27 protein-coding genes, 1 tRNA gene and 1 pseudogene are annotated in these 26,891 nt (G+C 67.5%); 15 read left to right on the top strand and 14 right to left on the bottom strand.

The annotated features are described in order from the left end of the window. Positions 1 to 137: 137 nt before the first annotated feature. Positions 138 to 632: an N-acetyltransferase gene (locus tag IM708_RS09815; RefSeq protein ID WP_209426344.1), complete on the bottom strand. Its 495-nt coding sequence runs from the start codon at positions 630 to 632 to the stop codon at positions 138 to 140. Positions 633 to 704: 72 nt separating this feature from the next. Here IM708_RS09815 and IM708_RS09810 point away from each other — a divergent pair, with 72 nt between their 5' ends. Next, complete coding sequence (locus IM708_RS09810; protein WP_209426343.1) at positions 705 to 1,313, top strand: flavin reductase family protein; 609 nt, start codon at positions 705 to 707, stop codon at positions 1,311 to 1,313. Positions 1,314 to 1,332: 19 nt separating this feature from the next. Here IM708_RS09810 and IM708_RS09805 read toward each other — a convergent pair whose 3' ends face one another. From IM708_RS09805 to coxB, 11 genes are all read right to left on the bottom strand, one after another. Continuing rightward, entirely contained in the window at positions 1,333 to 2,280 is a 948-nt protein-coding gene (locus IM708_RS09805; protein WP_209426342.1) for an MBL fold metallo-hydrolase, read from the bottom strand. A gap of 83 nt (positions 2,281 to 2,363) precedes the next feature. Beyond that, positions 2,364 to 3,782, bottom strand: coding sequence for an FAD-binding oxidoreductase (locus IM708_RS09800; RefSeq protein ID WP_209426341.1), 1,419 nt, complete (start codon positions 3,780 to 3,782; stop codon positions 2,364 to 2,366). Between the two features lie 12 nt (positions 3,783 to 3,794). After that, on the bottom strand, positions 3,795 to 4,388 hold the full coding sequence (locus IM708_RS09795) for a GNAT family protein (protein ID WP_209426340.1): 594 nt from the start codon (positions 4,386 to 4,388) through the stop codon (positions 3,795 to 3,797). Next, complete coding sequence (locus IM708_RS09790) at positions 4,388 to 5,647, bottom strand: pitrilysin family protein (protein ID WP_209426339.1); 1,260 nt, start codon at positions 5,645 to 5,647, stop codon at positions 4,388 to 4,390. The genes IM708_RS09795 and IM708_RS09790 overlap by 1 nt, the downstream gene beginning before the upstream one ends. Further along, positions 5,647 to 7,047, bottom strand: coding sequence for a threonine synthase (gene thrC / locus IM708_RS09785; protein ID WP_209426338.1), 1,401 nt, complete (start codon positions 7,045 to 7,047; stop codon positions 5,647 to 5,649). Before thrC ends, IM708_RS09790 begins: the two co-directional genes overlap by 1 nt. A 10-nt stretch (positions 7,048 to 7,057) precedes the next feature. After that, on the bottom strand, positions 7,058 to 7,735 hold the full coding sequence (locus IM708_RS09780) for an SURF1 family protein (RefSeq protein ID WP_209426337.1): 678 nt from the start codon (positions 7,733 to 7,735) through the stop codon (positions 7,058 to 7,060). A 76-nt stretch (positions 7,736 to 7,811) separates the two neighbouring features. Next, positions 7,812 to 8,618, bottom strand: a complete 807-nt coding sequence (locus tag IM708_RS09775; RefSeq protein WP_209426336.1) for a cytochrome c oxidase subunit 3 — start codon at positions 8,616 to 8,618, stop codon at positions 7,812 to 7,814. 47 nt (positions 8,619 to 8,665) lie between these two features. After that, positions 8,666 to 9,256, bottom strand: a complete 591-nt coding sequence (locus IM708_RS09770) for a cytochrome c oxidase assembly protein (protein ID WP_209426335.1) — start codon at positions 9,254 to 9,256, stop codon at positions 8,666 to 8,668. Further along, positions 9,253 to 9,459 (bottom strand): hypothetical protein, encoded by a 207-nt coding sequence (locus tag IM708_RS09765; protein WP_209426334.1) that lies wholly within the window; start codon positions 9,457 to 9,459, stop codon positions 9,253 to 9,255. Before IM708_RS09765 ends, IM708_RS09770 begins: the two co-directional genes overlap by 4 nt. Then, complete coding sequence (gene cyoE / locus IM708_RS09760) at positions 9,459 to 10,421, bottom strand: heme o synthase (protein WP_209426333.1); 963 nt, start codon at positions 10,419 to 10,421, stop codon at positions 9,459 to 9,461. The genes IM708_RS09765 and cyoE overlap by 1 nt, the downstream gene beginning before the upstream one ends. A gap of 55 nt (positions 10,422 to 10,476) precedes the next feature. Beyond that, positions 10,477 to 11,331: a cytochrome c oxidase subunit II gene (coxB, locus tag IM708_RS09755; RefSeq protein WP_209426410.1), complete on the bottom strand. Its 855-nt coding sequence runs from the start codon at positions 11,329 to 11,331 to the stop codon at positions 10,477 to 10,479. 226 nt (positions 11,332 to 11,557) lie between these two features. Between coxB and IM708_RS09750 the strand changes: the two genes are divergently transcribed. The 10 genes from IM708_RS09750 to IM708_RS09705 all read left to right on the top strand — a co-directional run bounded on the left by IM708_RS09750 (position 11,558) and on the right by IM708_RS09705 (position 21,942). Continuing rightward, entirely contained in the window at positions 11,558 to 13,000 is a 1,443-nt protein-coding gene (locus tag IM708_RS09750; RefSeq protein ID WP_209426332.1) for a metallopeptidase TldD-related protein, read from the top strand. Positions 13,001 to 13,126: 126 nt separating this feature from the next. Beyond that, on the top strand, positions 13,127 to 14,275 hold the full coding sequence (dprA, locus tag IM708_RS09745; RefSeq protein WP_209426331.1) for a DNA-processing protein DprA: 1,149 nt from the start codon (positions 13,127 to 13,129) through the stop codon (positions 14,273 to 14,275). Between the two features lie 153 nt (positions 14,276 to 14,428). Next, entirely contained in the window at positions 14,429 to 17,044 is a 2,616-nt protein-coding gene (gene topA, locus IM708_RS09740) for a type I DNA topoisomerase (protein WP_209426330.1), read from the top strand. A gap of 214 nt (positions 17,045 to 17,258) precedes the next feature. Continuing rightward, on the top strand, positions 17,259 to 17,954 hold the full coding sequence (locus tag IM708_RS09735) for a CoA transferase subunit A (RefSeq protein WP_209426329.1): 696 nt from the start codon (positions 17,259 to 17,261) through the stop codon (positions 17,952 to 17,954). Then, positions 17,954 to 18,346, top strand: a complete 393-nt coding sequence (locus IM708_RS09730; protein ID WP_209426328.1) for a DUF1801 domain-containing protein — start codon at positions 17,954 to 17,956, stop codon at positions 18,344 to 18,346. Before IM708_RS09735 ends, IM708_RS09730 begins: the two co-directional genes overlap by 1 nt. An 11-nt stretch (positions 18,347 to 18,357) precedes the next feature. After that, positions 18,358 to 18,987 carry a 3-oxoacid CoA-transferase subunit B gene (locus tag IM708_RS09725; protein ID WP_209426327.1) on the top strand — a complete coding sequence of 210 codons (630 nt, stop codon included), beginning with the start codon at positions 18,358 to 18,360 and terminating at the stop codon, positions 18,985 to 18,987. Between the two features lie 107 nt (positions 18,988 to 19,094). Next, on the top strand, positions 19,095 to 19,883 hold the full coding sequence (gene lepB / locus IM708_RS09720; RefSeq protein ID WP_209426326.1) for a signal peptidase I: 789 nt from the start codon (positions 19,095 to 19,097) through the stop codon (positions 19,881 to 19,883). Continuing rightward, a complete protein-coding gene (gene rnc, locus IM708_RS09715) occupies positions 19,883 to 20,587 on the top strand; it encodes a ribonuclease III (protein WP_209426325.1) in 705 nt (234 codons plus the stop codon). Before lepB ends, rnc begins: the two co-directional genes overlap by 1 nt. Beyond that, the gene (gene era / locus IM708_RS09710) at positions 20,584 to 21,504 is read left to right on the top strand and encodes a GTPase Era (RefSeq protein WP_209426324.1); all 921 of its coding nucleotides are present in this window, start codon (positions 20,584 to 20,586) and stop codon (positions 21,502 to 21,504) included. The genes rnc and era overlap by 4 nt, the downstream gene beginning before the upstream one ends. Before the next feature lie 102 nt (positions 21,505 to 21,606). Beyond that, positions 21,607 to 21,942, top strand: coding sequence for a DUF1491 family protein (locus tag IM708_RS09705; RefSeq protein WP_209426323.1), 336 nt, complete (start codon positions 21,607 to 21,609; stop codon positions 21,940 to 21,942). A 214-nt stretch (positions 21,943 to 22,156) separates the two neighbouring features. Here IM708_RS09705 and IM708_RS09700 read toward each other — a convergent pair whose 3' ends face one another. Continuing rightward, entirely contained in the window at positions 22,157 to 22,984 is an 828-nt protein-coding gene (locus IM708_RS09700) for an MBL fold metallo-hydrolase (RefSeq protein WP_209426322.1), read from the bottom strand. A gap of 119 nt (positions 22,985 to 23,103) precedes the next feature. Between IM708_RS09700 and IM708_RS09695 the strand changes: the two genes are divergently transcribed. The 4 genes from IM708_RS09695 (at position 23,104) to IM708_RS09680 (ending at position 26,324) form a co-directional block, all read left to right on the top strand. Continuing rightward, positions 23,104 to 23,886 (top strand): helix-turn-helix domain-containing protein, encoded by a 783-nt coding sequence (locus IM708_RS09695; protein WP_209426321.1) that lies wholly within the window; start codon positions 23,104 to 23,106, stop codon positions 23,884 to 23,886. 18 nt (positions 23,887 to 23,904) lie between these two features. Then, positions 23,905 to 24,900, top strand: coding sequence for an ArsJ-associated glyceraldehyde-3-phosphate dehydrogenase (locus IM708_RS09690; RefSeq protein WP_209426320.1), 996 nt, complete (start codon positions 23,905 to 23,907; stop codon positions 24,898 to 24,900). Next, the gene (arsJ, locus tag IM708_RS09685) at positions 24,897 to 26,135 is read left to right on the top strand and encodes an organoarsenical effux MFS transporter ArsJ (protein WP_209426319.1); all 1,239 of its coding nucleotides are present in this window, start codon (positions 24,897 to 24,899) and stop codon (positions 26,133 to 26,135) included. Before IM708_RS09690 ends, arsJ begins: the two co-directional genes overlap by 4 nt. A 112-nt stretch (positions 26,136 to 26,247) precedes the next feature. Next, a tRNA-Pro gene (locus tag IM708_RS09680) sits at positions 26,248 to 26,324 on the top strand. 211 nt (positions 26,325 to 26,535) lie between these two features. Here IM708_RS09680 and IM708_RS09675 read toward each other — a convergent pair. Further along, a pseudogene (locus IM708_RS09675) lies at positions 26,536 to 26,891 on the bottom strand (hypothetical protein); the annotation flags it as partial.

The raw sequence follows: 26,891 nt of genomic DNA, 5'->3' as shown, positions 1-26,891 counted from the left end.
GGGTTGAAATTTGGTTAACAGATATGACCTTTTATAACAATAACAGAAGGTTATGATATTGCGCAAATTTGCGCAGCCCTCTCGACCTGCCCGCGCAACGACCCGGTTTCGCGCACCCCGCCGTCACGACCCCGCAGTCACGACCCCGCTGCGCACCAGCGACTGACCAACCCCGTGACCCCCTCCCAGGCCCCGGGCTGCAGCGCGTAGCCCAGCACACGGTCGGGGTTCGTGGGCGGCGGCATCTCGACGCCCTCGAGCCGGCTGAAGCCGAAGCGCGCATAATAGGGGGCATCGCCGACCAGCATCACCCGCGCCCAGCCCAGGTCCGCCGCCCGCGCCATGCTCTCGCCCATCAGGTTGCCCGCCAGCCCCTCGCCCTGGCGCGTCGGATGCACCGCGACCGGCCCCAGCAGCAGCGCCGGGGCGCCGCCCACCCGCACCGGCCAGTGCCGGATCGCCGCGACCAGCGCGCCGGTCTCGTCGCGCAGCCAGAGGCAGAGTTCCGGCACGGGCGGCACTCCGTCGCGCAGGCGGTAGGACGACAGCGCCTCGCGCCCCGGTGCGAAGCAGAGGTCATAGAGGGCCTCGACCTCCCACCAGTCCCCGGCCCGCTCCTGCCCAAGTTCCACGCCCGCCCCCGGTTTTCCGCTGGAAGCGCGCGTAGCACGGGCCTATGTCGGTTTCAAATCGAAGGAGAGCGCATGTTCTACAAACCGTCCGACGGCCACGGCCTACCCCACAACCCGTTCAACGCCATCGTCACGCCGCGCCCCATCGGCTGGATCTCGACGCGCGGCGCGGACGGGGCGGAGAACCTTGCGCCCTATTCCTTCTTCAACGCGGTCGCCTACGTGCCACCGCAGGTCATCTTCGCGTCAACCGGCGCCAAGTCCGACCGGGCCGGCACCAAGGACAGCGTCGCCAACATCCGCGAAACCGGCGTCTTCTGCGTCAATATCGTGGCCGAGGCGATGATCGACGCGATGAACCAAAGCTCCGGCGGCTGGCCGAGGGAGACCGACGAGTTCGACCTTGCCGCCCTGCAACGGGCCGCGTGCGAGACGATCCCCTGTTCGCGCGTCGCCGGCGCGCCCGCGGCGCTGGAATGCCAGATGAGCCAGATCGTGCAACTGGCCGGGGCCGCCAACTACCTCGTCATCGGCGAGGTCACCGGAATCCACCTGCGCGACGACTGCCTGGTGGACGGGATATTCGAAATCACCCGCTACAACCCGGTCGCCCGGCTCGGCTATCGCGACTACACGGTCGTGCGCGACACCTTCACGCTGAAGCGCCCCGACGACGGCTGACCGCCGGGGCGCACCCGGATCAGCCGTTCGTGCTGTAGGCGTAGCTGTCGCCGGCCGTTTCGATCCGGCCGATGGTGCCCGCCGGGAAGTGATAGCCGGCGACCAGCCCCCCCTGCTCGGCAAGCCGCGCCAGCAGCGCGTGGCGCGATTCGCGCGCGGCGTCGGGGTCCATGTCGAACATCAGCTGCCAGTCGGGATTGGCCACGAACAGCGCCGGGATATGCGCCGCGTCACCGATGAAGGTGAAGCTCTCGGCGCCCTCGCCGACCGACAGGACCGTGTGCCCGGGCGTATGCCCGAAGGCCGGCGCGGTGTCGATCGCACCCGCCACGCGCGTCCCGGGCGCGAAGGCGTTCAACCGCCCCTCGGGGTAGCCGTCGAGTACCCGGCGGACCACGCGGAACGCGCCCCGCGCGCCTTCGGGGGCGGCGTTCATCCGCTCGTCGCTCATCCAGTGGTCAAGCTCGGGCTGCGGTATCCAGATCTCCGCGTCGGGATAGACCAGCGTGCCGTCGCTGCGCCGCAGGCCGTTCACATGGTCCGGGTGCAGGTGGCTCATCACCACCGCGTCGATGTCCCCCGGCGCGATCCCGGCGGCTTCCATGTTCTCCGCCAGCAGTCCCGTGCCGTCGGGGCCATTGTCGGCAAAGCCCGCGTCGAACAGGATGTGACGCCCGTCCGCGATCACGACCACGGGCGAGAAGCTGTTGGTGACGTGATCGGTGGGCAGGCCCGCCGACGCAAGCGCCGCCTGAACGTCCTCCAGCGGCGCATTGCGCACGAAGCCTGCATCCAGCGGTCGCTGTACCGAACCGTCGCTCAGCGCGATCACTTCGAAATCGCCGATCCGCGTGCGCATGTATCCCTCCCCGGCTTCCGTCTGTGCCTGCGCCGACAACGGGCGGAAGGCAAAGGCCGCACCCAGACCGACAGTGCCCGCCATCATCGCGCGTCTCGAAATCGTCATCGTCTTGCTCCCCTTCTTCGTGATTGCGGCAATCGTGCCCCATGGGGAAAAGATCGGTCGCCACCGACCAAGGGCAAGGGAAATCAGTCGCGCATGCGCAGCACCGCGCCGGGGTTGAGGATGCCGTCGGGGTCCAGCGCGTCCTTGATCGTTCGCATCAACGCCAGCGCGACCGGATCGCCGTAGCGCTCCAGGTCCGGGACCTTGAACCGGCCGATCCCGTGTTCGGCGCTGACCGACCCGCCAAGTTCGTGCACCAGGTCATGCACACGGGTCTTGATCTCGTCGCGCTGGTTCTCGTGCTCGGCGCGGCTGCGGCCGGGCGCCGGAAAGACGTTCCAGTGCAGGTTGCCGTCGCCCAGGTGGCCGAAGCAGTTGATCCGGAACGCGCCGATCGCGGCCAAGGCGGCGTCGGCGCGGTCGATGAACTCCGGCACCGCCGCCAGCGGCACCGAGATATCGTGGTTCGAGACCGACCCGATCTTCCGGTTCGCCTCGGGGATCGATTCGCGCAGGGCCCAGAACTGCGCCCGCTGCGCCTCGGACGCGGCGATCACGCCGTCGCTGGCAAGCCCGGCTTCCGCCGCCTCGGCAAAAAGCGACTCCAGTGCTGCCTGGGGATCGTTCGCTTCGGGCAGGCCGAGGTCGATCAACACCATCCATTCCGGCGGCTCGGCAAACGGCTGGCGGACCTGGGGCATCGTGTCGGCCAGGAACCGCAGCCCCATTCCGCCGATCAACTCAAACGCCGATATCCCTTCGCCCAGATGCGCCTGCGCGCGGTCCAGCAGATCGAGCGCCGCCTGTGGGTCGCGCACGACAAACAGCGCCGCGCCCTGCCGCGCCGGGCGCGGGACCAGCCGCAGGCTGGCCGCCGTGATCACGCCCAGCGTGCCCTCCGATCCGATCATCAGGTGGCGCAGGTCGTAGCCCATGTTGTTCTTGCGCAGCCGCTTCAGCCCGTGCCAGACCCGCCCGTCGGCCGTCACCACCTCGAGCCCCAGGCACAGGTCGCGCGCGTTGCCCCAGCGCAGCACGCCGGTGCCGCCGGCGTTGGTGGCCAACAGCCCGCCGATCCGCGCCGATCCTTCGGAGGCAAGCGAAAGTGGAAAGAGGCGTCCCGCGTCAGCAGCGGCGCGCTGGACATCGGCAAGGATGCAGCCGGCCTCGGCGATCAGCGCGTTGCCCGCCGGCTCGACCGCGCGAATGCGCGCCATCCGTTCGAGCGACAGGATCAGCGGCGCCGGCAGTTCGGCCGCCACCTGACCGCCGACAAGCCCCGTCCCGCCGCCATAGGGCACGACCGGCACGCTCGCCGCGCCCGCCGCGCGCAGGATCACCGCCACCTCGTCGACCGACGCCGGACAGGCCAGCACGCCGGCCCGGCCGCTCCACCGCCCGCGCGGCTCCTCGAGGTGGCGCGCCTCGGGTTGGCGCAGCGCGCCCTCGGGCAGGGCCGCGGCGAGTTCGTTCAGAAAGGCCCCTTCCGCCGGGTTCAGCATCTTGTCCTTCCCTCAGCCTGCATCGGTGCGCCCGCGCCGATCCGCGCGCAGGTTGGCATAGAGCACATGATTGCGCCAGCGGCCGTTGATCTGAAGATAGGATTGCGCGACGCCCTCGTACTTGAAACCCGACTTCTCCAGCACGCCGCGCGACGCGGTATTTTCCGGCAGGCAGGCGGCCTCGATCCGGCTCAGGTCCAGGGACGTGAAGGCATGATGGACGACACCGCGGATCGCCTCGCGCATGTAGCCCTGCCGCGCATGGGGCTGGCCAATCCAGTAGCCGATGGTCCCCGATTGGCTGGGGCCGCGCCGGATGTGGTCCAGCGTGATCGCGCCGAGCAACGCGCCGTCCTTCTGCCGGATCAGGAAGAAGGGCACCGCCGATCCCTGTTCGTGGACGCGCTGGCTCCATTGCACCCGCGCGGTAAAGGCGCGCCGGGTCAGATGGTCCTCGGACCAGGCGGGTTCCCACGGGATCAGGAAGTCGGCGCTCTGCGCGCGCAGGTTTGACCAGGGTTGATAGTCGGCATGCTCGGGCAGTCGCAACAGCAGCCGTTCGGTGGCGATACTCGGCCGCCGCCGGGCGAACGGCCAGACGGACATCACCGCACGAGCCTTTCGCGCAACACCTCCAGGTCGGGCGCGCGCTTGACCGGACCGTAGAGCGCCATCGCCAGTCGCGCGTCGGTCGCGGTACGTTCGCCATAGGCGCGGATCGCGGCCAGGTCCACCGCGTCGATCTTCTCGACCGTTTCCTCCAGGCTGGGAATCCGGTCCCAGATCGCCAGCATCCGCGCCAGCCGTTCCGCACGTCCCGACGGGCTTTCGAGGCCCATCAGAAGCCCCGCCTTCATCTGCGCGCGGGCGCGCGCCACTTCCGGCTCGGTCACGTCCTCCGCGGCGCGGCGGATCTCGTCGATGGTCAGTTCGGCCAGATCGCGTACCTGGCCGGCGCCGGTGCCGGCATAGATCGTGATCGTGCCGGTATCCTCGTGCGCGCCGGCCTGCGCGAAGGTGGTGTAGCACAGCCCCTTTTCCTCGCGCAGCTTCTGGAAAAGCCGCGACGACATGCCGCCGCCCAGGATCGCGGCGAACACCTGCGCGCTGTAGACGTCGCGATGGCGAAATGCCGGCGCCTCGATCGCGAGGGCGAAATGCGCCTGTTCCAGCCGCTTCACCTCGCGGCGCTCGCCACAGTGGAAGCGGGCAGGTTCGGCCGGCGACATGGACTGGGCCGGCAGATCGCCGAACTGCTCGATGGCAAGCTTGACCAGTTCTTCGTGGTCGATCGCGCCGGCCGCCGCCAGCACCATCTGCGCCGGCCCGTAGTGCCCGGCAACGAAGCCGCGCAACGCCTCCGCACCATGGCTGGCGACGCGCTCGCTCGCGCCCAGGATCGGGCGGCCGATGGCCTGGTCGGGATAGCTGGCCTCCTGCAGCCAGTCGAAGATCACATCATCGGGCGTGTCCAGCGCCTGCCCGATCTCCTGCAGGATGACGCCGCGCTCGACCTCGATCTCGCGCGCGTCGAACGCCGGCTTCAGCACGATGTCCGCGATCACGTCCAGCGCAAGCGGCACGTCGGCCTGCAGGACACGTGCGTAATAGGCCGTCGCCTCGCGCGAGGTATAGGCGTTGATGTAGCCGCCGACATCCTCGATCTCCTCGGCGATCTGCAGCGCGCTGCGCCGGGTCGTGCCCTTGAACGCCATATGTTCGAGGAAATGCGCGATGCCGTTTTCGTCGGGGCGCTCATGCCGGGCGCCGGCCATGACCCAGACCCCGACCGCGGCCGAGGCAAGCCCGGGCATGTGTTCGGAAACGATGCGAAAACCGTTGGGCAGCGTGGTCAGGCGATGCATCAGGCCGACGCCTCCATGCCGATCCGGTCGAAAATCAGCGCCTGCAGCGCGGCGCGGTCGTCGGGCAATCGCGTCATCCGCTCGGGCCGCTCGAAAAGGTCGGCCATGCGCGGCGGCAGGGCTGGGCGCAGATCGGCCGCGGCCTCGACGGCATCGGGAAACTTCGCCGGATGCGCTGTTGCCAGCGTCACCATCGGCGCGGCACCCAGATGTGCCTCCGCCACCTTCACCCCGACCGCCGAATGCGGGCACAGCAGCTCGCCAGTCTCGCGCAGGGTGCGGGCGATGGTCGCGCTGGTCTCGTCCTCGCTGACCCGCCCCGAGGCGTAGAGTTCGCGCAACCCCTCCAGCGCGCCCTGGCTGACGGCAAACCGCCCCGATGCCTTCAACTCGTCCATCAACTGGCCCACCGCACGGCCGTCCCCGCCATAGGCCCGATGCAACGCGCGCTCGAAATTCGATGAGACCTGGATGTCCATCGACGGGCTGATCGAAGGCAACACAGCCTCGGTCTGGTAGACACCCGTGCCAAGGCAGCGGTGCAGGATGTCGTTCTGGTTGGTCGCGATCACCAGGTGCGCGATCGGCAGGCCCATCGCAGCGGCGATCGATCCCGCGAAGATGTCGCCGAAATTGCCCGTGGGCACGGTGAAGGCGACGGGGCGGTGCGGCGCGCCCAGCGCCACCGCGGCGGTGAAGTAATAGACCACCTGCGCCAGCACCCGCGCCCAGTTGATGCTGTTGACGCCCGCGAGCCGCACCCGGTCGCGAAAGGCGAAGTCGTTGAACATGTCCTTGACCAGCGCCTGGCAGGTGTCGAAATCGCCGTCGATGGCGATGGCATGCACGTTGGGCTCGGCCGGTGTCGTCATCTGCCGGCGCTGGACCTCGGACACGCGGCCATACGGGAACAGGATGAAGACATCGACATTGTCCAGCCCCCGGAACGCCTCGATCGCGGCCGAGCCGGTATCGCCCGAGGTCGCCCCGACGATCGTCACCCGCTGCCCCGAGCGTTTCAGCGCCGCCTGGAACAGCTGCCCGATCAGCTGCATGGCGAAGTCCTTGAAGGCCAGCGTCGGCCCGTGGAACAGCTCCAGTAGGAAATGCCCCGGCGCCAGTTGCTTCAGCGGCGCGCGAGCGGGATGGCCGAAACCGGCATAGGCGGCGGCGATCAGGGCGCGGAATTCGTCATCGGTGAAGGTCTCGCCGATGAACGGGCGCATGATGCGAAAGGCCGCGTCCTCGTAGGATATCCCCGCCAGCGCGGCAATCTCGGCCGGTGTCAGCACCGGGATCTCGGCGGGCACGTAGAGGCCGCCGTCGCGGGCAAGCCCGGTCAGCATCGTCGCTTCGAAATCCAGCGCCGGCGCCGCGCCCCGGGTCGAGATGTACTGCATGTGCGCTCCTTCAGGCCCTGCCCTGCCTGATACGCCAGAGAAGAAAGAGTGTCATCCCCGCCCAGGTCGCGGCCAGCAGAAACCAGGTGATCGCGTATTCCAGGTGGTCGTTGCGCAGCCCGGCGCTGTTGACCGGATCCGTCACCAGCCTTGGCACCGGCGCATCCGACCGCGCCACGACCATCACAGGCTCGGTCCCCAGATGCCGGGAAAGCGGCACGACCGACCGCGCAAACCACAGGTTCCGGTCCAGGTCGGGCTCTGGCGTATAGCTGTCGGTGTCCTGCGGCCAGTCGAGATTGCCGCTAAGCGTGAAGGTTTCCGACGCAAACCCGGCGCTCTCGCGCGCGGCCGCAGGCAGGTAGCCGCGGTCGACCAGCAGGCGCCGGCCCTCGGCAGTCTCGAATTCGGCGATGACCCGGCTGCCCGGTCCGAACCCCTCGCGCGAGGAAAGCACGTGCGCGACCGCGCCCGTGTAGCGCCCGGTGACGGTGACCGGGCGGAAGCGATCGGCCTCCGGGTCGGGCTGCGCCGGCAGGGGGCGCGGCGCGTCGCCGATCCGCGCTTCGATCGCGGCGATCTGCGCCAGTTTCTGATCCAGCCGCGAAAGCTGCCAGAAGCCCAGCGACATCAGCACCGCGACGCCGGCGATGCCGAGGATCAGGGCGGGGATCAACCGGGCGGACATGGCGGGCTCCGAAACGGACGGCGCGCGCCCCGCGAAGGGCACGCGCCGACACTCAAGGGATGTTCAGGCGCGGGCGCTACTGGCCCCAGACGTAGATCGAGGCGAAGAGGAACAGCCAGACCACGTCGACGAAGTGCCAGTACCAGGCGGCGGCTTCCAGCCCGACATGGCGTTCCGGCGAGAAATGTCCGGCGCGGGCGCGCAGGTAGCATACGAACAGGAAGATCGTGCCGATGATGACATGCGCGCCGTGAAATCCGGTCGCCATGAAGAAGTTGGCGCCATAGATGTTGCCGGCAAAGCCGAAGCCCGCGTGCGTATATTCGTAAGCCTGCAGCCCGGTGAAGATCACGCCCAGCACGACGGCAACGATCAGGCCGGTCTGCAGGTCCTTGCGGTTGTTCTCATGCACGATGGCGTGGTGCGCCCAAGTCGCGGCGCAGCCCGACAGCAGCAGCACAAGCGTGTTGATCAGCGGCAGGTGCCACGGATCGAAGGTCTCGACCCCCACGGGCGGCCAGACGCCGTCGATGGCCGGGCTCAACCCCTCGGGGTGCATGGGATAGAGCGCGTGCTTGAAGAACGACCAGAACCAGGCGGCGAAGAACATCACTTCGGAGATGATGAACAGGATGAACCCGTACCTGAGGCCGATCACCACCACCGGCGTGTGATCGCCGGTGTGGCTTTCGACCACGATGTCGGCCCACCAGGCGTACATGACATAAAGCACACCGACGAAGCCCATCAGGAAGATCCACGGCCCCATGGCGTTCATCCACAGGATCGCCCCGACAAGCATCACGAAGCCCGAGACGGCCCCGATGAAGGGCCAGATCGACGGCGGCAGGATGTGGTAATCGTGGTTCTTTGCGTGCGCCATTTTGGTTCCCTCGGCTTGCCCCTCGCCCCCTGACCGGGGGTCGTGTCTCAGTTGGTCTGTGGCTCCGCGCCCTCGTCGAGCGCGGCGATATCCTCGGGGCTCAGCGGCGCCCGGTGGAAGGTGTAGGACAGCGTGATCGTGTGCGTGCCCTGCGCGTCACGGTCGTTCAGGATGTCGGGATCGACGTAGAAGGTCACCGGCATCTCGACCCGCTCGCCCGGCTGCAACACCTGGTGCTGGAAGCAGAAGCAGTCGATCTTGGTGAAGTAGAGCCCCGCCTCATAGGGCGTCACGTTGTAGCTGGCCGAGCCGGCGACGGGTTCGTCGGTCGGGTTGTAGGCCTCGTAGAAGGCAATGCCGGTCTCGCCCAGGCGGATTTCCATGGTGCGTTCGACCGGCCGGAATTCCCAGGGCATGTCGCGCGCCTTCGAGGCGTCGAAGCGCACCCGGATGGTCTGGTCCAGCACCCGGTCGGAGCCCGCACCCACCTGCGTCGTCCCGCCATACCCGGTCACCCGGCAGAAGAGGTCGTAAAGCGGCACCGCCGCCCAGCCCATGCCCGCCATCAGGACGACCACCGCGGTCGCCTGCGCGGCGGTCCGCTGCGGGCCGTCCAGCCGCTTCCAGAACCCGATCATTCGCGCGCCCCCGTTTCGCCGCCGATCGCCGGGTCGAGGGCCGGGCGATAGGTGTGGTCGAACGCCTGCACCGTCCCGCCGCCCGACACCTTGGCGATCGTCAGGCCGAACACCAGCGCGATGAACGCCACCAGCGTCAGCGCCACCCCCAGGTTGCGGCCGAAGCGGCGGCGGTGAAGTTCGTGATCGCGAGCCAGCGCCATCAGAGCCCCCAGTATGCGAATTGCGACCGCAGCAACGCCGCCCAGGGCGTCGCCTCGATCAGGAAGGCCAGGAAATGGCCAAAGAGGTAGAGCAGCGAGAACTTGAAGAAACTCTTCTCGGCGCGGTAGCGATCCGCCTCGGCCTCCACCTCGGTCCGCTGCGATAGGCGCAGCGCGCCGGCCACGAAGATCGCATTGAGCACCAGCGCCACCGCCAGATAGACAGGCCCGCCGATCGAGGTCAGCCCCGCGCCCAGCGCCACCGGCACCAGCGCCAGCGTGTAGACCAGCACATGCACCCGCGTCGCGCGGCGGCCGTGGGTGACGGTCAGCATCGGCACCTTCGCGCGGGTGTAGTCGTCGTTCATGAAGAGCGCCAGCGCCCAGAAATGCGGCGGCGTCCACATGAAGATCAGCGCGAACATCAGGACCGCCTCGATCCCCACATGGCCCGTCGCCACCACCCAGCCGATCATCGGCGGAAAGGCCCCCGCCGCGCCCCCGATGACGATGTTCTGCGGCGTCGCGCGTTTCAGCCACATCGTGTAGACGACGGCATAGAAGAAGATCGTGAAGGCCAGCAGCCCCGCCGCCAGCCAGTTCGCCGCCAGCCCCAGCATGAAGACCGCGATCAGCGACAGCCCCAGCCCGAACCCCAGCGCCTCGCCCGGCTCGACGGTGCCGGCGGGTACCGGGCGGCGCGCGGTGCGGCGCATCTGCCGGTCGATATCGGCATCCCACCACATGTTCAGCGCGCCCGCCGCCCCCGCGCCCAGCGCGATGAAGACGATCGCCGCGAAAGCCTCGATCGGATGCAGCGTATTCGGCGCGACCAGCAGGCCGACCAGCGCGGTGAAGACGACCAGCGACATCACCCGCGGCTTGAGCAGGGCCACGAAATCGCCGAAGCCCGCTTCCGCAGGCTCGGTCTTGTGGGTGATATCGACGCGTATGTCGCTCATTGGGTCCTCGTGCGGGTCGCGGCGGAAGGGTCACGCCGCCGCGCGGTCGGTCGCGTCACTCGGTCGCCGCAAGCTGCCGCAGCCGCTCGTATCCCGGCGCGGCGGCCAGGTTCTCGGCCCCCTGCGCCTCGAGCCAGGCGATATAGGCCTCTTCGCTCACCGCGTGCACGGTGATCGGCATGTAGGCATGCGCCTGGCCGCACAGTTCGGAACACTGGCCGAAATAGATGCCTTCCTGATCGACGTTGAACCACAGTTCCGCAAGACGGCCGGGAATGCCGTCCTGCTTCACGCCGAAGGCGGGGATCGTCCAGGAATGGATCACGTCGGCGGCGGTCACCTGCATCACGACATCGCGCCCGACCGGCACGACCACGGCGGTATCGGTCGCCAGCAGGTAGTGGCGGTCCTCGTAGCCGTGCTCGGCCAGTTCCTCGCGCTCCAGCATGAAGCTCAGGAACTCGACCTCGTGATCGACATATTCGTAGCCCCAGTGCCACTGGTAGCCGGTCACCTTGATCGTCACCTCGGGCTCGGGCATGATCTGCTCGCGGAACAGCGCCGGCACGGTGAAGGAGCCGATGAAGATCAGGATCAGGATGGGCACCGCGGTCCAGGCCACTTCCAGCGGCGAATTGTGCGTGAACCGCGACGGCGTCGGATTGGCCCGCGCATTGTGGAAGACGATCACCCACAGCAGCAGGGCCATGACGAAAATCGTGATCGGCACGATGATCCACAGCAGCATGTTGTCCAGCCACACCGCATCGTGCTTGATCGACGTTGCCGAGGATTGCAGCGCCATTCCGCGCTCGATCGGCTCACCCCTGACCGGCAGGCTCTGCGCATAGGCGGCACCGGCCAGCGCCAGCGTCAGCACACCGGTCGAAAGCCCCGCACCCACCCGCATGAAATCGCGATTGAATCTCATTTCCGGTTCCCGTTCCTCGCCGCGGCCCGATCGCGGTCGTTTTCGTGCCACAGCGGTTGAAGGCCCGAATTTGGGGCATTGCAGGTCGCCGCGGTTTCCCTGCATCCTAAAACCACATTAGCATCGGCGGGACAAGTCCGCCGATGCGTCATCCCGCCGCGACCCGTCCCCGGTCGCGGCTACCGGCAAATCGCAAAGGTTCCCCATGTCCACCGCGCCCGCCCGCCCCGCCGAAGACGCCCCCTTTCGCCCTTTCGAGACCGCGCTCGACAAGGCGCGCGCCCTTGGCCTTCTTAAACAGGCGGTCGCCGGCGCCGACGACGGCGAGCTGTTCCTTGAACGCCGGCATTCGGAATCGCTGGTGCTGGACGACGGGCGCATCCGCTCGGCCGGGTTCGACGCATCCGAGGGGTTCGGCCTGCGCGCGGTCCGCGGCGCGGTGGTCGGCTACGCCCATTCGACCCATGTCGACGAACCGGCGCTGCAACGCGCGTCCGAAACCGCGCGCCTGGCGGTCGGTGCTGGCGGCGCGGTGATGGCCGCACCGCCCGCCGGCACCAACCGGCGGCTCTATACCGATGCCGATCCGGTCCTCGACGCGCCCTTTGCCACCAAGATCGACACGCTGCGCGCCATCGACGACTTCCTGCGCGCCGAGGACCCGCGCGTCGTGCAGGTCACGGCCTCGCTCGCCGCCTCGTTGCAGCAGGTCGTCATCCTGCGCCCCGATGGCCAGGTCCTGTCCGACACCCGCCCGATGGTGCGGATCAACATCTCGGTCATCGTCGAACAGGACGGGCGCCGCGAAAGCGGCAGCGCCGGGGGCGGCGGTCGCATCGGCCTCTCGGGCCTGCTGCAGGCCGATCACTGGCGCCCGCACGCGCTGGAGGCCTTGCGCATCGCCACCGTCAACCTGCGCGCCGAGCCCGCGCCCGCCGGCGTGATGGACGTGGTCCTCGGGCCCGGCTGGCCGGGCATCCTGCTGCACGAGGCCGTGGGCCATGGGCTGGAGGCCGACTTCAACCGCAAGCAGACCTCGGCCTTTGCCGGGCTGATGGGCAAGCGAGTCGCCGCCCCCGGCGTCACCGTCGTCGACGACGGCACCCTGCCGGATCGCCGCGGCTCCCTCACCATCGATGACGAGGGGACGCCCTCCTCGCGCGCCGTGCTGATCGAGGACGGAATGCTGGTGGGCTACATGCACGACCGGCAGAACGCGCGGCTGATGGGGATGGCGGCCACCGGCAACGGCCGGCGTGAAAGCTACGCCCATGCGCCGATGCCGCGGATGACCAACACGATCATGCTGGCCGGCGACGCCGAACCCGGCGCGCTGGTCGCCGACATGGCCGACGGCATCTATGCCGTGGGATTCGGCGGCGGGCAGGTCGACATCACCAACGGCAAGTTCGTATTCTCCTGCACCGAGGCGTATCGCGTGAAGAACGGCCAGGTCGGCGCGCCGATCAATGGCGCGACGCTGATCGGCGACGGGCCGACCGCGCTGCAGAAGATTCGCGCCATCGGCAACGACATGGCGCTCGACCCCGGCATGGGCACCTGCGGCAAGGCCGGTCAATGGGTGCCGGTGGGCGTGGGCCAGCCCAGCCTGCTGATCGGCGGGTTGACGGTTGGCGGGGTTGCCTGATCCGCGCCCCGTTTCCGCCGCAGGACTGAATTTTTTCCTCATCGACCCGGAGAATATTCACCAGCTGTTAATCTCTGTCCCGCACATTTTGACTCGAATGAGGCGAGGTTGGGACGGGCCGGGGATTTGCTTTCTTCTCCCACACCCTTCACCCCACCCACCACGGAAGAAGACCGGCTCGACTGGCTTCGCCTCATTCGCTCCCGCCGCGTCGGGCCTTCCACCTTTCAGCGACTGATCGCCGAACACGGCACCGCCGCCGCCGCGCTCGACGCGCTGCCGGGCATCGCCGGTGCTGCCGGCATCGACAGCTACACCCCCTGCCCCCGCGACACCGTCCTGCGCGAACGCGACGCCGCCGCGCGCGCCGGCGCCGTGATGCTCTGCCTCGGCGCGCCGGACTATCCCCCGGCACTGGCCGGCATCCCCGACGCGCCGCCGGTCCTCTGGGCGGTCGGCCGGCGCGAACTGGGCCAGCGGCCCGCCGTCGCGCTGGTCGGGGCGCGCAACGCCTCCAGCCTCGGGCAGCGCATGGCGCGCAAACTGGCCGAGGGCTTGGGCGAACACGGCTTCGTCCTCGTCTCGGGCCTGGCGCGCGGCGTGGACGCCGTCGCGCACACCGCCACCCTCACGACCGGAACGATCGCGGTTCTCGCCGGCGGCGTCGACATCCTCTACCCGACCGAGAACGCCCCGCTCGGCACCGACATCGGCCACCAGGGGCTGCGGATTTCCGAACAGCCGATGGGCCTGCAACCGCAGGCGCGCCATTTCCCGCGCCGCAACCGCCTCATCTCGGGCCTGTCCCGCGCCGTCGTCGTGGTCGAGGCCGCCGAGGGCTCCGGCAGCCTGATCACCGCCCGCGACGCGCTCGATCAGGGGCGCGAGGTTCTGGCCGTGCCCGGCCATCCCCTGGACGCGCGCGCCGCCGGCTGCAACGCGCTCATCCGCGACGGGGCGCGCCTGATCCGCGACGTCGCCGACATCCTCGAGGCGCTGGAAACCCCGCTGCAGCTTCAACTGGAATCCCCCGCCGTATCGCCGCCAGCCCACCGCGCGCCCCCGCCCGCCGCCGCGCCCCGGCCCGCGCGCGCCCCCGATGCGCTGGGACTGCATCGCCAGATCCTCGACCGCCTCGGCCCCTCGCCGCTGGCCGAGGATCAACTCATCCGCGACCTCGCGCTACCCGCCGCGACCCTCGCCCCGGCGATCCTCTTTCTGGAACTCGACGGCCGGATCGAACGCCAGCCGGGCGGCCTGCTCGCGAGGATCTGAGGCCCCGCACCGCCCGCGCCGGTGCCCCATTGCCGCGTGAATTTGCAAGCACAGATTGACAAGCGGCCACGACCGCTCGCATCTAGGCGCCGCGCCATCCCGGTGGCGCGAGTGTCGAAAACCAGTGATTGACGTTTCCAAACAGGGGCTTGCATGGCTGTTGTCGTCGTCGAGTCGCCCGCAAAGGCGAAGACCATCAACAAGTATCTGGGCGCCGGCTACACGGTCCTCGCCTCCTTCGGCCATGTCCGCGACCTGCCGCCGAAGGACGGCTCGGTCGATCCCGAACACGATTTCGAGATGAAGTGGGAAGTCGCCGCGGACAGCCGCAAGCATGTCCGCGCCATCGCCGAGGCGCTGAAATCCGACAACGACCTGATCCTCGCCACCGACCCGGATCGCGAGGGCGAGGCGATCAGCTGGCACCTGACCGAGGCCTTGGTGAAATCCCGCGCCCTGAAAAAGGACACGCCAGTCAAGCGCGTCGTCTTCAACGCCATCACCAAGGACGCCGTGACCCAGGCGATGAAGGCCCCGCGCGAGGTCGACATGGAACTGGTGCGCGCCTATCTCGCCCGCCGCGCGCTCGACTACCTCGTCGGCTTCAACCTCAGCCCCGTCCTCTGGCGCAAGCTGCCCGGCGCCAAGTCCGCCGGCCGCGTCCAGTCCGTCTGCCTGCGCCTGATCGTCGAGCGCGAGATGGAGATCGAGGCCTTCCGCGCCGAGGAATACTGGACCGTCAGCGCCGAACTGACCACCCCGCGCGGGCAGGTCTTTACCGCTCGCCTCGTCAGCCTCGCCGGCGACAAGCTGGAAAAATTCTCGCTCAAGGATTCCACCGCTGCCGAGATGGCCGTGCAGGCCGTCACCAGCCGCGACCTGTCCGTGCAGTCGGTCGAGGCGAAACCCGCCAGCCGCAGCCCCGCCGCCCCCTTCATGACCTCGACCCTGCAGCAGGAGGCCAGCCGCAAGTTCGGCATGGGCGCGAAACAGTGCATGTCCACCGCGCAACGGCTCTACGAGGCCGGGCACATCACCTACATGCGCACCGACGGCATCGACATGGCGCCCGAGGCGGTGATGGCCGCCCGCGACGAGATCAAGCGCCGCTACGGCGCCGACTACGTCCCCAAAAGCCCCCGCATGTACAAGAACAAGGCCAAGAACGCGCAGGAAGCGCACGAATGCATCCGCCCCACCGACATGTCGGCCGACCCCGCCAAGCTGCGTCTGGCCGAGGGCGATCAGCGCAAGCTCTATGACCTGATCTGGAAGCGCACGCTGGCCTGCCAGATGGAGGCCGCACGGCTGGAGCGCACGACGGTGGAGATCGGCTCGAAGGACGGGCAGGTCGGCCTGCGCGCGACCGGGCAGGTGGTCCTTTTCGACGGGTTCCTGAAGATCTACGAGGAAGGTCGCGACGATGTCGTCGATGACGACGACAAGCGCCTGCCGCAGATGACTCAGGGCGACGCGCTGGAAAAGCGCGCCGTCACGCCCGAGCAGCACTTCACCCAGCCGCCGCCGCGCTATACCGAGGCGACGCTGGTCAAGCGGATGGAGGAACTGGGCATCGGCCGCCCTTCCACCTACGCCTCCATCGTCACGACGATCCAGGACCGCGGCTATGTCCGCAAGGACAAGAACCGCCTGATCCCCGAGGACAAGGGCCGGCTGGTCACGATCTTTCTGGTCAACTACTTCCGCAAATACCTCGAATACGACTTTACCGCCGACCTTGAGGAACAACTCGACGATGTCTCGGCCGGCGAGCGCGACTACAAGGAGGTGCTGGACCGCTTCTGGCGCGACTTCTCGGCGCATCTTGCGGAAACCGCCGATCTGCGCATCACCGAAGTGCTGGAAAAGATCGACGAGATCCTCGCCCCGCACCTTTACCCCCCGCGCGAGGATGGAACCGACCCGCGCGTCTGCCCGAATTGCGGCGCCGGCCGGCTGAACCTGAAGACCGCGCGCTCCGGCGGGGCGTTCATCGGTTGCTCCAACTACCCCGACTGCCGCTATACCCGCCCCCTGGGCGCCGACGAGGCCGATGCGGAACTCTCCGGCGACGGCAAGCTTCTGGGCCATGACGCGGGCGATCCGATCTATCTGCGCACCGGCCGCTTCGGCCCCTATGTCCAGCGCGGCGAGGTGACCGAGGACGTGCCGAAACCCCCACGCGCCAGCCTGCCCAAGGGCTGGGAGATCGACTCGATCGACCTGGAACGCGCCCTGACCCTTCTGGCCCTGCCCCGCAAGGTGGGCGACCACCCCGAGGATGGCGAGCCGGTCGAGGCCGGCATCGGCCGCTACGGCCCCTACGTCAAGCACAACCGCACCTACGCCAACCTGCCCGAGGTCGAGGAGGTCTTCACCGTCGGCATGAACCGCGCGCTGGACCTGATCGCCGCAAAGGCCACCCGCGGCGGCCGCGTCGCCGCCGCCCCCCTGCGCGAGTTGGGCGAGCATCCCTCGGGCGGCAAGGTCGCGGTCATGGCCGGCCGCTACGGCCCCTACGTCAAATGGGAAAAGGTCAACGCGACCCTGCCGAAGGGCATGGAGCCCGAGGACGTGACGCTGGAACAGGCGCTGGAACTGGTCGCGGCCAAGGCCGGCGCCAAGGGCAAGAAGAAACCCCCCGCCCGCGCCAAGACCGCCACCAAGTCGAAAAGCGCGAGCGCGGCCAAGGCCAAGACCGCAACCAAGTCGACGACCAAGTCCGCAACGACAAAGAAGCCCGCTGCCAAACGCAAGGCATCGGGTTAGGGCCTGCCTGACCGCCCCGGCGCCGAATCCGGGTTAAGATCCGGTAAAATTGTTACGCCTAACATATGGATTTCAATGCCTTGCTCGATTGCTCAAGCTTGAGCAGGCCGCCGCTTCGGCCCCCGCGCCCCGTGCCCGCGCCATCCCGCCCCGCTTCCTTGACTTCGCTGCATCGCCGCGCCAGAACGGGGGCGGACAATCTTCGGGGGAGCGCATGCAAAAGATCTACGGCTCGGCAGCCGAGGCCCTGGACGGGGTTCTCTTCGACGGAATGACCATCGCCGCCGGCGGCTTCGGCCTCTGCGGCATCCCGGAACTTCTGATCGCCGCGATCCGCGACGCCGGCGTCAAGGACCTGACCATCGCCTCCAACAACGCGGGCGTCGACGATTTCGGGCTCGGCCTGCTGCTGCAGTCCAAGCAGGTCAAGAAGATGATGTCCTCCTACGTCGGCGAGAACGCCGAGTTCATGCGCCAGTACCTCTCGGGCGAGCTGGAGCTGGAATTCAACCCGCAGGGCACGCTGGCCGAACGCATGCGCGCCGGCGGCGCCGGCATCGCCGGCTTCTACACCAAGACCGGCGTCGGCACCGTCATCGCCGAGGGCAAGGAACACAAGGATTTCGACGGCGAGACCTACATCCTCGAACGCGGCATCTTCGCCGACCTGTCGATCGTCAAGGCCTGGAAGGCCGACGACACCGGCAACCTCGTCTTCCGCAAGACCGCCCGCAACTTCAACCCGCCCGCCGCCACCTGCGGCAAGATCTGCATCGCCGAGGTCGAGGAGATCGTCCCCCGCGGCGCCCTCGACCCCGACGGCATCCACCTGCCCGGCATCTACGTCCACCGCCTGATCCAGGGCGAGCACGAAAAGCGGATCGAACAGCGCACCATCCGGGCCGCGTGATGCAGATCGACGACCGCCTGGGCACGTTCGAGGACGTCACGGCAAGCGCCGGCGGCTTCGCCCCGGTGCTCGGCGCGGTGCGCAGTCTTGTCGAGGATCTGCACCCCGACGCGATCGAAACCGCCAGCCGCAAGGAACAGACGGTCACCTGGGGCTATCCCGGCGGCAAGATGAAGGCCGGCTACGCCTACGCGCGCGCCTTCAAGGCGCATGTGAACCTCGGCTTCTTCCAGGGCGCGCACCTGCCCGATCCCGAGGGGCTGCTGGATGGTACCGGCAAGACCCTGCGCCACGTCAAGCTGCGCCTGCCCGAAGAGGCGCTGGCCCCCGCCATCCGCGACCTGCTGATCGCCGCGCGCGATGAACGCCGCGCAGCCCTGAACCTGAACTGAGGGAGAGAAAGATGCCCTGGGACCGCAACCAGATGGCCGCCCGCGCGGCGCAGGAACTGAAGGACGGGATGTACGTCAACCTCGGCATCGGCATACCGACGCTGGTCGCCAACTACATCCCCGAGGGCGTCGACGTGACGCTCCAGTCCGAAAACGGCATGCTCGGCATCGGCCCCTTCCCGACCGAGGACGAGGTCGACCCGGATCTCATCAACGCCGGCAAGCAGACGGTCACCGAACTCGCCCGCACCGCCTATTTCGACAGCGCGCAGAGCTTCGCCATGATCCGCGGCGGCAAGATTGCGATGGCCATCCTCGGCGCCATGGAAGTGGCCGAAAACGGGGATCTGGCGAACTGGATGATCCCGAAAAAGCTGGTGAAGGGCATGGGCGGCGCGATGGACCTGGTCGCCGGCGTCAAGCGTGTCGTCGTCGTCATGGACCACACCAACAAGGCCGGCGAGTCCAAGGTGCTGAAGTCCTGCACCCTGCCGCTGACCGGCACCGGCGTCGTCAACCGGATCATCACCAATCTCGGCGTGTTGGACGTGGTCGAGGGCGGGCTGAAGATCGTCGAACTGGCCGACGGCGTGACCGAGGATGAGCTGCGCGCCGCGACCGAGGCCACGGTCGTCGGCTGACGCCCGGTGGCGCTTGACATGCGCCCCCCCGCCCCGCAAGAAGCCGACCTGTCGGCGCCGTCCCTCGGGCGGCGCCTTTTTCTGACGCGATCCACAGCAGGATGACGATGAGCAGCGGAACCGACAAGAAAGACGGCTGGATGGAAACGGTCAAGACCGTCTTCTGGGCGCTGGTCATCGCGGGCGTCTTCCGCACGCTCTTCTTCCAGCCGTTCTGGATCCCCTCGGGCTCGATGAAAGAGACGCTGCTGATCGGCGACTTCCTCTTCGTCAACAAGATGGCCTACGGCTACTCGCGCTATTCCTGCCCCTTCGCGATGTGCCCCTTCACCGGCCGCATCTTCGCCACCGAGCCCGAGCGCGGCGACATCGTCGTCTTCCGCCACCCGGTGACCGGTTCGGATTTCATCAAGCGCGTGATCGGCCTGCCCGGCGACCGGGTGCAGATGCGCGACGGCACGCTCTACCTCAACGACACAGCCCTGCCCCAGGAACCCGCCGGCGATTTTTCCGAGGTCTACGCGCGCCAGGGCTCCGCGGGCCAGTTTCCGAGGTGCGAGAACGCGCCCGTCGGCCAGGGCGGCGAATGCCTGAAGTCCCGCACCATCGAGACGCTGCCGGGCGGGCGCAGCTATCCCGTCCTCAACATCGAGGATCGCGGCTTCGCCGACAACACCCCCGCCTTCACCGTCCCCGAGGGGCAGTTCTTCTTCATCGGCGACAACCGCGACAATTCCGTCGACAGCCGCGTTCCGCAGAACGCCGGCGGCGTCGGCATGGTGCCCTTCGACCACCTGATCGGACGGGCCAGCCGGGTCATGTTCTCCTCGGCCGGTCAGTCGATGCTGGCTTTCTGGACCTGGCGGTCGGACCGGTTCTTCCACCGGCTGGACTGATGGCGCGACCGGCCTCTGTCAGGCTTTCGGCGGAATTCGCCGCCTTTGCCGCGCGCCTCGGGCATGACTTCACCCGGCCGGAACTCCTGCAACGGGCGCTGACCCACTCCTCGATCGGCTCGAAGACCCGGCCCGACAACCAGCGCCTGGAATTCCTCGGCGACCGGGTGCTGGGCCTGATCATGTCCGAGGCGCTGCTGAAGGCCGATCGCGGCGCCAGCGAAGGGCAGCTTGCCCCCCGCTTCAACGCGCTCGTGCGCAAGGAAACCTGCGCCGAGGTTGCCCGCCAACTCGACCTCGGCGCGGTGCTGCGCCTGGGCAGGTCAGAGATGCTGACCGGCGGGCGCCGAAAGGAGGCGCTGCTCGCCGACGCGATGGAGGCGGTGATCGCCGCCGTCTACCTCGACGCCGGCCTCGAGGCGGCGCGGAACGTCGTCCTGACGCAATGGGGCGAGCGCTTGCAGCGCGTCGAGGCCGATTCGCGCGACGCCAAGACCATGTTGCAGGAATGGGCCCAGGCGCGCGGAGATCCGCCGCCGGATTACACCGAAACCGCCCGCGAAGGCCCGCCGCACGCCCCGCAGTTCACCATCGAGGTGCGCCTCGCGGGGGGCGAAACCGCGCGCGCCAGCGCCGGCTCCAAGCGGCAGGCCGAACAGGCCGCCGCCCGCCGCCTGCTCGACATTCTGGAAGGTGAGACATGACCGACACCCCGACCCGCGCCGGTTTCGTCGCCCTGATCGGCGAACCCAACGCGGGGAAATCCACGCTGCTCAACCGCATGGTCGGGGCCAAGGTCTCGATCGTGACGCACAAGGTTCAGACCACCCGCACGCGCATTCGCGGCGTGGCCATCGAGGGCCCCGCGCAGATCGTCTTCGTCGACACGCCCGGCCTTTTTCGCCCCCGCCGCCGGCTGGATCGGGCAATGGTCGCTGCCGCCTGGGGCGGGGCCGCCGATGCCGATGTGGTCGTCCTGCTGATCGAGGCGCAGCGTGGCCTGACCGAAGGCGTGCGCGCGATCCTCGAGACGCTGCGCGAGCGGTCGAACCCGCGTCAGGCCGTGGCCCTGGCGATCAACAAGATCGACAAGGTCAAGGCCGAGGTGCTTCTGGAACTTTCCAGAACGCTCAACGGGGCTTATCCCTTCGCCCAGACCTTCATGATCTCGGCCGAGAAGGGCCACGGTGTGGAGGATCTGAAGCGCTGGCTCGCCGAAACCCTGCCCGAGGGGCCCCGGCTCTACCCCGAGGACCAGATCGCCGATCTGCCGCTGCGGATGATCGCCGCCGAGATGACGCGCGAGAAATGCACGCTCCGCCTGCACCAGGAACTCCCCTACGAGCTGACCGTCGAGACCGACAGCTGGGAGGAACGCAAGGACGGCTCGGTGCGCATCGACCAGCTGATCTATGTCGCCCGCGACGGCCACAAGGGTATCGTGCTGGGCCACAAGGGCGAGACGATCAAGGCGATCAGCACCGCCGCCCGGACCGAGATCGCGGCCTTTCTCGAGCGCCCCGTGCATCTCTTCCTGCAGGTCAAGGTCCGCCCCAACTGGCTGGAAGAGGCAGAGCGCTACGGCGAGATGGGCCTCGACTTCCGCGACGGCGATGCCTGATCCCCGCCCCCATTTTCTGTCCGCAAATATCCCTGGGGGTGAATTCGGCACCGCCGAAGAGGGGGGCTGCGCCCCCCTGCGCCGTCGACCCTTCGCGGCGCCATGACCCCGCGCCTGACCGCCAATTTCTGGGTGCGCGCCTATCTCAACCGTTTGCGCCTCGCCAATATCCCCGCCTATGTGCTGGCCAAGGGCGACCCCTCGGCGGGCGCGGTTCTGGTCAAGCTTGCCACGCGCGACGGTCGGGCGCAGCTCTTCCAGCGCGTCTTCGACCCGATGACCGACCGCCGCCGCTGGATCGAACTCGCCGCCGGCGCCGAGGACGAGATCGATGCGCGCATCGGCCGCGACCGGGCGCGCGACCGCGACCTCTGGGTGATCGAGGTCGAGGACCGCCACGGCCGCCACCTGCTCGACGAACCCGGCCTCGACGAATGACGCCCACCGCCTGAAACCGCGACCCGCCATCTTCCTCCCTGTGCGACCTGCGCTGTCGACGGAAGGGTTAAGATTCGATTGCGATCACGGCTTTTCTAAAGCGATTGCAAATACTTGTCCAGATGTTCGCATGCGAACACCTGTCTTGACCGCCGCCAGATCGCACGTTTCGGCCCTGATCGGCCGTCGCCGCGCCACCCGCGTTCCGGCAGACTCAGGGCCGCACCAGCCGGTAGCCCTGCCCCTTCCGCTCGACCTGGTGGAAGGCCGGGTGCAGGAAATGCCCGCCGGTAAACAACGCCCCATCGCTGGCCAGTTCATCGAGCAGTCGCTTGCGGGTCGCCCGCGCCGTGTCCATGTCCAGATCGAAGGCAATGCCCACCTCCGGGTCCGCCACCTGCAACGCCGGCGCGTGGATGATGTCGCCCACGTGCAGCAACTGCTCGGCCCCCGAGGACAGCCGCCACCCGCTATGACCCGGTGTGTGTCCCGGCAGCGCGAACGTGCTCAGCCCCGGCGCGACCTCGATCCCGTCCCCCGCTTCCTCAAGCCGGCCCGCATAGGCCGCCAGCACCGCCCGCGCAAGCTTGCCCCAATCCGCCAGCGGTTCCCCCACCGTCTTGCTCTCATCGCTCCAGAAGGCCCGCTCCGCCGCCGGCACATGCAGCACCGCGTTCTCGAAGACAGCCTTGCCCTCCGCCGTGATCATCCCGGCGACATGGTCGGGGTGCAGATGCGTCGCAAGAAGCGTGTCGACCTCCGCCGGGGAAACGCCCGCCTCCTTCAACGCCTCCGGCAGGAAGCCACAGGTCGGCCCGAACAGGTCGCGCGGCCCCGCATCGACCAGAATGACCCGCCCCCCGCTGCGGATAAGCACCGCGTTGAAGTTCGTCTCGATCTCGCTTCTACCGGCATCCCGAAGCAACTCTTCGATATGCGCCTCGTCCGTGCCGGGGAAATACTCCGCCGGGAAGCTGATCCCGCCATCGGTCAGGATCGTCACTTCGGCATTTCCGATTTTGCGCGTCGCCGTTCGGCTCATGTCTCGCTCCCTCTGATTTCTCGGCGAATGCTAGCATCCCGTGACGGATCGGCAAGATACCCCCATTCGGCGACCGCCGGGGCTTGCTGCATTGCAGCAAGGCTGGTATTTTGTGAAACATGGAAAAATATGTCTCCCAATTCGCCGCCCTTGCCCATCCTCAGCGGCTGTCGGTATTCCGCCTCCTGATGCGTCGTTACCCTGATCGCGTCCCGGCCGGAGAGATCGGCACCACACTCGACATTCGACCATCGACCCTCAGTGGATATCTGTCGGACCTCGCCGAAGCCGGCCTGATCGAGCAGGAGCGTCGGGGAACCTCGTTGCGATATGCGCCCGTCATGGCCGAGGCGGAGGGGCTGACCGACTATCTCTGGCGCGACTGCTGCCGCGCGCGCGTCACCCCTGCGATGCCCGGCAAACCAGGCCGCGTCCGGAATGTCCTCTTCCTGTGCGTGGCAAATTCGGCCCGCTCGCTGATGGCCGAGGCGATCTTGCGGCAAAGCGCCGGGAGCCGGTTCGAAGCCTTCTCCGCCGGCATCGATCCGCGGTCGAAACCCGACCCACAGGCCATGGCGATGCTGCGCGAGCTGCGGCACGAAACCGACTCCCTCTATTCCAAGCCGGTCACGCAGTTTCGGGGCGATGACGCACCGCAGATGGATTTCGTGATCACTGTTTGCAATCGTGCCGCAAGTGCGGATCTTGCCGCCTGGCCGGGAGCCCCGATCGCGGCGCATTGGCCGGTACCCGACCCTGTTGAACTCGCCACGCCCGAAGCCTATGCCGAAGCTTTCCTCATTCTGCGCGCCCGGATCAAGGCCTTAGCGGACCTTCCCAGCGATCTGGCGCGCCCGGACTTGCAGCGCGCCGTCGATCGCATCGCCACGCTCGAAGCCTAGACCGGATGAGATCTTGACGTGACACGCTACGCAATCAACGGGTTGGGTCGTATCGGCACGCTCGCACTGCGTCCTCTTCTGGAACGTGGCGCCGAAGTCGCCTTCGTGAACGACCTTGAAGGCGATCCGGCCATGCACGCCCATTTGCTCGAGTTCGATTCGGTACATGGCCGCTGGCCCGCACGCTTTTCGCACGATGCGGACAGCATCACGATCGACGGCCAGCGGATCGCTGTGACGAAATCGCGCAGTCTGTCGGATCTGCCATTGGCCGGCGTCGATGTCCTGATCGACTGCACCGGCGCGCACAAGACCGCCGCCGCGCTTGCGCCGGCATTTGAGGCGGGGGTCAGGCGCGTCGTCGTATCGGCCCCAGTGAAGGAGGATTCGGCGGCGAACATCGTCTGGGGCGTCAATCAGGAAAACTTCGATCCCGCGCGCCACCGGATCGTCAGCGCCGCAAGCTGCACTACCAATTGCCTCGCGACCGTGGTCAAGGTCCTGCACGAGGGGATCGGTATCCGCCACGGATCGATCACCACGATTCACGACGTCACCAACAGTCAGACAATCGTCGACCGCCCTGCCAAGGATCTCCGGCGCGCGCGATCTGCGCTCCTCAACCTCATTCCCACCACTACCGGATCGGCCACCGCGATCTCGCTGATCTATCCTGAGCTTGAGGGCCGTCTGAACGGGCATGCGGTGCGCGTGCCGCTTCTGAACGCCTCGCTCACCGATTGCGTGTTCGAAGTCGAACGTCAGACATCGGTTGAAGAGGTCAATGCGCTTTTCAGGACCGCCGCCGAAGGGCCTCTCAAGGGGATCCTCGGGTACGAGGAGCGCCCGCTCGTTTCGACAGACTACCGATCGGACACCAGGTCAGCGATCATCGACGCCCAGTCGACCATGGTTGTAAACGGTACGCATGTGAAGGTCTATGCCTGGTACGACAACGAGATGGGCTATGCCCACCGCTTGATCGACGTGGCACTGATGGCGGGCGAAGCGTGACGCAACGGCCGCTTGCCGCCTATGTCGCGGTGACGGCAGCCTACTGGGCGTTCATGCTGTCGGATGGCGCGCTGAGGATGCTGGTTCTGCTGCACTTTCACATCCTTGGCTTCTCGCCGGTTCAACTGGCCTACCTGTTCCTGCTCTACGAACTGGCCGGGATCTTGACCAACTATTCCGCCGGATGGATCGGCGCCCGCTACGGATTGACGCGTACGCTTTATGCCGGGCTGGGGTTGCAGGTGGCGGCGCTACTTGCACTGGCGCAGCTGGACCCAGGTTGGGCGATTGGCGCCTCGGTCGCCTACGTGATGGCAGTCCAAGGCGCCTCGGGGCTGGCCAAGGATCTCGCAAAGATGTCCTCGAAAAGCGCGGTGAAATTGCTGGCGCCGACCGAAGGCGACGGGCTTTTCCGGTGGGTCGCCGCGTTGACCGGATCGAAAAACGCGATCAAGGGGCTGGGTTTCCTGCTGGGCGCGGTCCTGTTGGCGACCCTGGGCTTCGTGCCGGCGGTGCTGGCGATGGCGGCACTTCTGTCAGTTATCCTGCTCGCTGTGCTGATAGGCATGCCAGTCGGGCTGCCCGCCGGACGCAAGGGTGTTGCATTCAACGAGGTCTGGTCGCGCGACCCCAACATCAACCGACTTGCCTTTGCCCGGATCTTTCTCTTCGGCGCGCGCGATGTCTGGTTCGTGGTCGGCGTCCCGGTCTACTTCTATTCGGTGCTCTCGGATGGTTCTGCCGAGGGGAACCGCACCGCCTTTTTCCTGATCGGAACCTTCATGGCCGGCTGGATCATCTTCTACGGTGCGGTACAAGCTGCAGCGCCGCGCGTACTGCGGGCCCACAGGCGGACTGCCGCTGAACTCGTCGCCGAGGCCCGCGCCTGGGTTCTGGCGCTGCTCGTGGTGCCCGCGGCACTCGCCCTGCTGGTCTTTCTGGCCGGTACGCCGGCACCTTGGCTTACCACCGTGCTGGTCCTTGGCCTTCTGCTTTTCGGCGCGTTGTTCGCCATCAATTCGGCGCTGCATTCCTGGCTGATCCTCGCCTTCTCGAGCGAGTCCCGGGTCACCATGGACGTGGGGTTCTACTACATGGCCAATGCCGCCGGTCGGCTTTTGGGCACGCTACTGTCCGGGCTCAGCTACCAGATCGGCGGCTTGGCGCTCTGCTTGCTGACTGCGGCGGCGATGCTCGGACCAAGCGCCCTCGGCGCCGCGCGCCTGCGCGGTTGAGCGCCCGGATTTCCGGTCGTTCTGCCCCACGATCGGCTCATTCCGAAAAGACGGAACCCCATGCCATAGGACTTGCAAATCACCGCACCTAAGGGTAGGTCCGCACTCGGTACGGAGTGTAGCTCAGCCTGGTAGAGCACTGTCTTCGGGAGGCAGGGGCCGGAGGTTCGAATCCTCTCACTCCGACCAATAAAACAAGGACCCTTTGGGGCCGTTCGTCGTTTCTTTGGACGTCGATTTCTGGGGCCCGTGCCAGAAATACTGCGCCCGCGGATAGTGGTGCAACCGGAATCGCACCCCGATCACGGAGTTTCCGAGGCCGCGTTTGCGCTGACACCAAAAAAGAAACGCCCGCCGTTCCAAGGGAACGACGGGCAAGATCGTCAGCGCGATCAGCATATCAGCCAGCGCGGCGGCGGCCACCTCGATTGGCGGCGTGCAGCGCATCGCTCTGATAATCTGGATGTTGGTGCACGTAATCACGCTCCAGGGTATCTATGCTCACCCCGAAGTACCCGGTGGCTTGCCAATTGTCGACGCCGGCCTGCATGGCCCATGTGATGGACGTGTGCCGGAGGGTATGTCTCGTGACCTGCCGCAAATTGGCCTCGGTCCTTGCAGTCTCCCAGGCTTTTTTGACGCACGCGACTCCGCCTCCCCGAAACTCAACCACCCACTCGCTCTTGCTGGTTTTTCCCAAAGACGCAGATGGGCGAGCAGTTTCGAAGGAATGCGTACTGTCGGCGCCTTCTTTTT

Origin of the sequence: Pararhodobacter sp. SW119 (assembly GCF_017811755.1) — a bacterium.
GTDB lineage: Bacteria > Pseudomonadota > Alphaproteobacteria > Rhodobacterales > Rhodobacteraceae > Pararhodobacter.
This window is presented reverse-complemented; position numbering and strand designations above follow the sequence as displayed.